This window comes from Nostoc sp. CHAB 5715, from assembly GCF_020829685.1.
Classification (GTDB): Bacteria; Cyanobacteriota; Cyanobacteriia; order Cyanobacteriales; family Nostocaceae; genus Nostoc.
In genome coordinates this window covers 1-6,164 of record NZ_JAIVFR010000422.1, presented here as the reverse complement: position 1 = coordinate 6,164, position 6,164 = coordinate 1, and the positions used below count along the sequence as shown (strand labels likewise).

The window sequence follows — 6,164 nt, the reverse complement described above, 5'->3', positions numbered from 1 at the left end:
CATACAACAGATTTGGGAACCACACCTTCCACCACTAAGGGCAGTACAATCGGCATATAAAAAATTGTGCCCAGCATTAGCAACATCATTAATCCCACCGAGAAAGCTATATTACCTTTGACTATGTGGGCAAGTTTCGGTAGTGCTGGAGGCCCTGATGCTACTGCCATGATCAGTAAGCCATCTCTTAGTGGTTCGCTTAAATGTACTACTTGTAGTAACAAATATACAAAAAGCGGCACTAGCACAAAATTTGTCAGCAGCGATGATATGACTAAGCGGAGGTTGCGGAGTGGTTCCCAAATCTGTTGTATGGTGAGACTTAACCCTGCACCCAGCATGGTGAACACGATAAATGTGAAAAGTGCGAGTTTGTCGATTAGTGACAAGATTTCGTTCATGATTTTTTATCTCACGCAGAGGGGCGGAGGGGGTGAGGGGGATGAGGGGGATGAGGGGGATGAGGGGGATGAGGGGGATGAGGGGGATGAGGGGGATGAGGAATAAATTACCCCAGTCCCCAGTCCCCAATCCCTATTACTTCAATTCCAGGGTGACTTGCTGTAAGTTGCCGGTGAATGCAAAGGGTGTTTGGTAAGTATCTACCGCAGGTGTGCCAGTATCTTGGCCAACATCAAAGGTTTCATCTAAACCAAATCGGTAGCCTACGGTTTTATCAATGCGGCCTTCCGCAACCTGCTGCTCATTAATCAAGAGCTTACCAGTACCACCTGATCCCGGAGCGCCACCGTCATAAGTAAAGTCAAATTTGATTTGGGATTTGCCGATCGCAATTGGTTGAGAAGATTGAATGATTGTGCCATCGCTATTTAAGAAGTTGTAAGCAAAGGTGGGTTTACCTTCTTTCAAGAAGAAACTCCAACCCGCAAAACGTCCACCTTGGGTGACTAAAACGCCTTCAGTACCATCTTTGGTAACATCTACATCGGCAGTGATGCTAAAGGAGCGATTCTTAATATTGGGAGCGCTGCCTTCGGGAATCCCTGCAACAGATGTGTAATAAGTAAAGCTATTGCGTCCTGTGGTTAGGTTGGAACGGGTTTTGACATCAAACCGTTGAAGTAAGCGATCGTCCAAGGGCAGAACTTTGTATTTCTTTGCTTCCTTGAGAAATAGATTTTGTAGTTGCCCTAACTTGTCAGGGTTCTGCTTGGCTAAATCAGTGGATTCACTGAAGTCTTTGGTAATATCGTATAGTTCCCAATTATCTTCATCGAAGGTGGTTTTGGAAACACGCTCCCAAGGTAAGCGTCCATGACGAGCGGCTGCTACCCAACCTTGATCGTAAATGCCACGATTGCCAAGCATCTCAAAATACTGGGTTTTGTGATGGGATGGTACAGCAGGATTATCAAAGCTATAGACAAGGCTAGTACCTTCGATGGGTTGTTGTTTTGCACCGTTGACTACCTCTGGTTCTTCAATCCCCAGAGCTTCCAGAATTGTAGGCGCAATATCAATTACATGATGGAATTGGCTCCGCAGTCCACCACGATTTTTGATGCGTTCGCCCCAAGCCACAACTAAACCATTGCGGGTTCCGCCGAAGTGAGAAGCAATTTGTTTTGTCCATTGGAAGGGGCTATCTACTGCCCAAGCCCAAGCTGCATGAAAATGATTGAAGGTTTTTGGCCCACCTAAATCATCTAAAGCCGCGAGAACTTCTTGAGGACTTTCTGCTACGTCATTAAAGACTTTTAATTCATTAACACTACCTGTTAAGCCGCCTTCAGCACTCGCACCATTATCACCGGCGATGAAAAAGACTAAGGTGTTATCCAATTCACCCAGTTGATCGATGGCGTCAATGACTCTACCAATTTGTGCATCGGTATGGCTGAGGAAACCTGCAAATACTTCCGCCTGACGCGCATAAACTTTCTGCTCGGTGGGAGTGAGGGAATCCCAAGCCGGGAGTTCCGCTGGGCGAGGAGTTAGCTTAGTATCGACGGGAATTACACCCAAGGCTAGCTGACGAGCAAAGATGTCTTCGCGTAATTTATCCCAACCTTGATCAAATTTACCCTTGTACTTGTCGATCCATTCTTTGGGCGCATGGTGTGGGGCATGGGTTGCGCCAGTGGCAAAGTAGGTAAAGAAGGGTTTATCTGGAGCGATCGCTTGTTGGGTACGAATCCACTTAATCGCATGATCTGCTAGATCAGGGGTGAGGTGATAATCAGGGCGATCGCTTGGTTTCTGAATATGTTGGGTATTTTCCACCAAGGCTGGACTCCATTGATTGGTATCACCGCCCAGAAATCCATAGAAGTACTCAAAACCTAAACCTGTCGGCCAGCGATCAAATGGGCCTGCTGCACTGGTTTCATAGTCTGGGGTATTGTGCCATTTGCCAAAGGCCGCCGTGTTATATCCATAGTCTCGCAATACTTCAGTGATCGTTGCCGCACTTCTAGGTAAAATCGCAGTATAACCTGGGTAGCCTGTGGCTAATTCCGTAATTACACCCGTACTCACAGAATGATGGTTACGTCCCGTGAGCAATGCGGCTCTGGTAGGAGAGCAGAGTGCTGTGGTGTGGAATTGGTTATAACGCAATCCCTTTTCTGCTAGACGGTCTAAATTAGGCGTATCGATCAGACCGCCAAAGGTGCTGGTTTGTCCAAAACCGACATCATCAAGCAACACCAGCAACACGTTTGGTGCATTTTCTGGAGCCTTAATGGGTTTGGGGAAGTCTGGTTGGGATTCTTTGTAAGTAATGCCAATTTTGCCTTGAAAAGATGGTTGGGGTAATGGCAATTTGTCGCCGTAGTCCGCCCAAGCAGGTAGAGGTAAGAGACTAGAAAATATTAGCGTCAGGGCACTCAAAAAGGCGATCGCACCAGAAGTTAACTTGAGAGATACATACAAAGAATCTCTCTTTTGAGGATCAGTCAGTTGTGCCATTATTGTTGCTCATCAAAGGTAGTGTGCTGGAAGCCAAATTTTTAACTAGCCGAAACCCGATATGAGTCGTTCCCGTATCCGGTGATTCTGACTCCCGTGCCGCCGGACGGAAGCGGCTACAGTAATTGGGAGCGCAGAGATATGATCCCCCCTTGATCACGTGTAACTTTGATTCATCAGGCTTTTTGGGATCAAAGCTTTGATTTAAGGCAACAGGATTAATTTGATGGGATTTGCGATCGTGTCCGACTTGAAAAAAATCAGTAGTCCATTCCCAAACATTGCCGGTCATATCATAGAGTCCATAACCATTGGGTGCAAAAGAACCGACGGGAGCAATGCCCAAGTGACCATCGGCTTTGGTGTTGAAAAAGGGAAAAATTCCTTGCCAAGTGTTGGCTCTATGTTCAGAATATTCATTGCCCCAAGCATAGGTTGCACCATCCAAGCCACCACGGGCGGCGTATTCCCATTGAGCTTCGGTGGGTAGGGATTTTCCTGACCATTTGGCGTAGGCTAGGGCATCTTCGTAAGCTATGTGAACAACTGGGTAGTTGGATTTGTTAGTGAGCGCACTGTCTGGCCCAAAGGGATGTTGCCAATTCGCGCCAGTAGTCCAATGCCACCAACTCAGAAAGGAAACTTGCTTGACACCTGGTTTTGCTATCTCAAACACTAGGGAACCCGGTAATCGCTGCTCATCGGGTAAATCGGGAAACTGTTCTTCAGATAAGGGACGCTCTGCAACTGTCACATATCCTGTAGCTTTGACAAATTCCCCAAATTGTGCATTTGTTACCTCATATTTATCAATACAGAAGTTAGTCACCGTTACATCTCCAGGCGATCGCTCCTCCACAAAACTGGAATTATCAGACCCCATTTTGAACGTTCCTCCTGAAATCATCGCCATACCTTGGGGACAGGGATTGACTGTGGCTGCAAATGCGGTTGTATTGATGAATAAGAGTGCGATCGCTATTCCTTGAATGAATATTAGTGTGAGAAAACAATATTTTTTTCCATACCTAATATTCTCACTTTTGCTATTTCTAATTGAATGCCTGTAGTTCATCAATAAGATTCAACTTTTCTTAAAACTTATATCATTTTAGATTTTAGATTTTAGATCAACAATCCCCCTTTTCGTTGTATTTTTCGGTAATCTATTTCTCGCATTACATTATTTATTGTCGAAAAATCTGTATTTTATAACAATAAATCTTAAGAAAACTTTCAATCTTTGATACTATGCAGAAACTGTTAACTCTAAACTCAGGCTAATTTACAATAAATATCTTTATTTTTGTTAATAGACTTCCAATAAATAAATTACCAAAATAAACGTAGACGCATTCGCAAAGCGTCTCGTCACAGGCTACCACAGAGGCAAGGCAGCGCGGTCTTCTCCCAAAGGGAGAGGCTAACGCCAAGGGGGTTTCCCCCATGAGCGACTGCCGCACAGAGAAATGAGAAGAAGAGAATTTTTGAGCTATTTTTTTATTTGGAATTCTCCAAAATACTAAAAGTCGATCAATTTATCGATGTTTTTTCTAATATTGATAAATTACATCTTGTGAAAACATAAGTCAAGCACTATATATATTGAGCTACGAAAAAGCTTAACACCAATTCTGTATAAAGATGCACATAATAAGACCCCCTGTAGTCGCCCCGATGCTTTGGGGGGACCAGCGATACAGGGTTTACCACTGCGGACTCCATCCGCGATTTCAATGTAATGGTGCAAATCGTTTTTCATCTGGCTATTCCGACTCTGTTTATTCTTTCAATTTTAAGTAACTTTGGGTGTACAATTTTATATTTGTGGAATAATTTCATACTTCAGCCTTCATTTTGCTCCAATCTTGATAGATATATCGCACCACACTATCCGCTTGATTGGAATCAATTACATGGGTTGCGTAGCGTTTTAATTCTACAGTTGCATTGGCAACAGCAATCGCGCAATCGGCTATGCGAAACATTTCAATATCATTGTTATGATCCCCAAATACAATCAACTTCTTGCTACTCAATCCATAGGTTTCTTGTAGAGTAAGGATTGCTTGAGCTTTAGTTGCTTTATGACTATAAATTGTTAGCCAGTACCAGCCAGGAGAATAACTATTTTCAAAATGATAGGTTTCTATTCTATCACCATATCTTTCATGGATAGCGATTTCTAATTCAGAGAGAATATCAGTATGGTTAATAATGGTAATACAGACGATTTGGTCGCGGAATGAATCGGTTAATTCAAAGAGCGATCGCAATCTCTTATCTTGATGAAATAATCGGTCATCAAGATACCACTGCATTCCTTCATTGATAATCTCGTTGTAATAACAGCAATCTTCTAAACCATTAAAACTTGAAATAAAAGGAATACATTTAAAGTTGCAAATTAGCTGGTATATATCATCAATTATGTCTGGCTCAATGCTATTGATAATCTCATGACGACCAGAAGCTAAATCAGAAATAAAAGCTCCATTGAACTCTACAATTGGCAGAGGCAGTTTTAAGCCATGCAAAGCTATACGCATAGAAAACACACTGCGTGCACTAGCGACTGTAAACAGCAGTCCGTCCTCCAATAGTTCCTGCAACTTGCTTTTACTAAATTCTGATAGAATCGCTTTGTTCGTGAGCAGTGTGCCATCTAAATCTGAAATATAGATTGTGTTGTTCATATATTTTTTATCTACACATTTTGAGAATGGTTAAGTTTTCTGACCTGTTTCATCATGATCTCATCCTTATAAAATACAGTTTTATAAACTGAGATCATTGTGACATTAAGTTCTTATTTTTAAGATTTAATCTCTGAAAAATTATGACTCTAAATCAAAGTAAATCAGGCAGTTGATACATAGAGTAAAAAACACGCGCTCCACATTCTTCAAGTTGAATAGCTTCACTTTGACTGCTGTAACCTAAAACTTTCATGCCAGCAGCAATACCTGCACGTACACCCAAAATACTATCTTCTACAACAGTACATAATTGAGCGTTAACTCCCAAGTTTTTAGCTGCATATAAAAATAAATCAGGTGCAGGTTTCCAACTACCAATTTCATAGGAGCTAAAAATATGACAAACCTTTATAAGAAGAATTCAGAACTCAGGAGCGGAGCAAGGAAAGCTCCGCCTCCGGTCAGAAAACAGGTATGAATTCTGTACGAGTGGGTAATGAATATTGGTTAAAACCTCGCCCGAGGTTAAGCGAA

At 42.6% G+C, this 6,164-nt stretch carries 4 protein-coding genes and 1 pseudogene; all 5 read right to left on the bottom strand.

Going from position 1 to position 6,164, the window contains the following annotated elements:
• Window positions 1-401: pseudogene (locus LC574_RS21980) on the bottom strand (sodium:proton symporter); the annotation flags it as partial.
• A gap of 136 nt (window positions 402-537) precedes the next feature.
• Window positions 538-2,931 (bottom strand): arylsulfatase, encoded by a 2,394-nt coding sequence (locus LC574_RS21975; RefSeq protein ID WP_229455623.1) that lies wholly within the window; start codon window positions 2,929-2,931, stop codon window positions 538-540.
• Window positions 2,915-3,814: a formylglycine-generating enzyme family protein gene (locus LC574_RS21970; RefSeq protein ID WP_229455619.1), complete on the bottom strand. Its 900-nt coding sequence runs from the start codon at window positions 3,812-3,814 to the stop codon at window positions 2,915-2,917. The genes LC574_RS21975 and LC574_RS21970 overlap by 17 nt, the downstream gene beginning before the upstream one ends.
• 955 nt (window positions 3,815-4,769) lie before the next feature.
• Complete coding sequence (locus LC574_RS21965; protein WP_229455618.1) at window positions 4,770-5,627, bottom strand: HAD hydrolase family protein; 858 nt, start codon at window positions 5,625-5,627, stop codon at window positions 4,770-4,772.
• 154 nt (window positions 5,628-5,781) lie between these two features.
• Complete coding sequence (locus tag LC574_RS21960; RefSeq protein ID WP_368736717.1) at window positions 5,782-6,027, bottom strand: HAD-IA family hydrolase; 246 nt, start codon at window positions 6,025-6,027, stop codon at window positions 5,782-5,784.
• Between the last annotated feature and the right edge of the window lie 137 nt (window positions 6,028-6,164).